The following is a 320-nucleotide window of genomic DNA, read 5'->3' on the forward strand; positions in this document are numbered from 1 at the left end:
CGCTCAAATTTATATTGTTAGTTTAGTAAAAAGCTTGGAAATTCAATAAATCAAAGGATTCTAGACAACTTAACATTAACGATTTACTAGTACTTCCAGGCTAATTCCAATGTCTTTTTCTGTCGTCACATCAAATTGGTTTCGTTTGACGTTACCGTTATTGTTGTTGGCGTTCGTCTATCTTGGACTTGATTCCATCATCGATTTTACTAAGTCCAACCTTGGTATTCTGTCGAATTTGCCGTTTGTACTGTTTTTCTGTTGCTTAGCGCTTTCTTATGCATTCAAACAGAACCACATCGCTATGGTCTCGTGCGCAA

At 36.9% G+C, this 320-nt stretch carries 1 pseudogene; it reads left to right on the forward strand.

Annotated features, from left to right (window positions below):
• Nucleotides 1-109: 109 nt before the first annotated feature.
• Nucleotides 110-320: pseudogene (locus ABT58_RS24330) on the forward strand (GGDEF domain-containing protein); the annotation flags it as partial.

Source organism: Photobacterium aphoticum (assembly GCF_001029435.1).
GTDB lineage: Bacteria > Pseudomonadota > Gammaproteobacteria > Enterobacterales > Vibrionaceae > Photobacterium > Photobacterium aphoticum.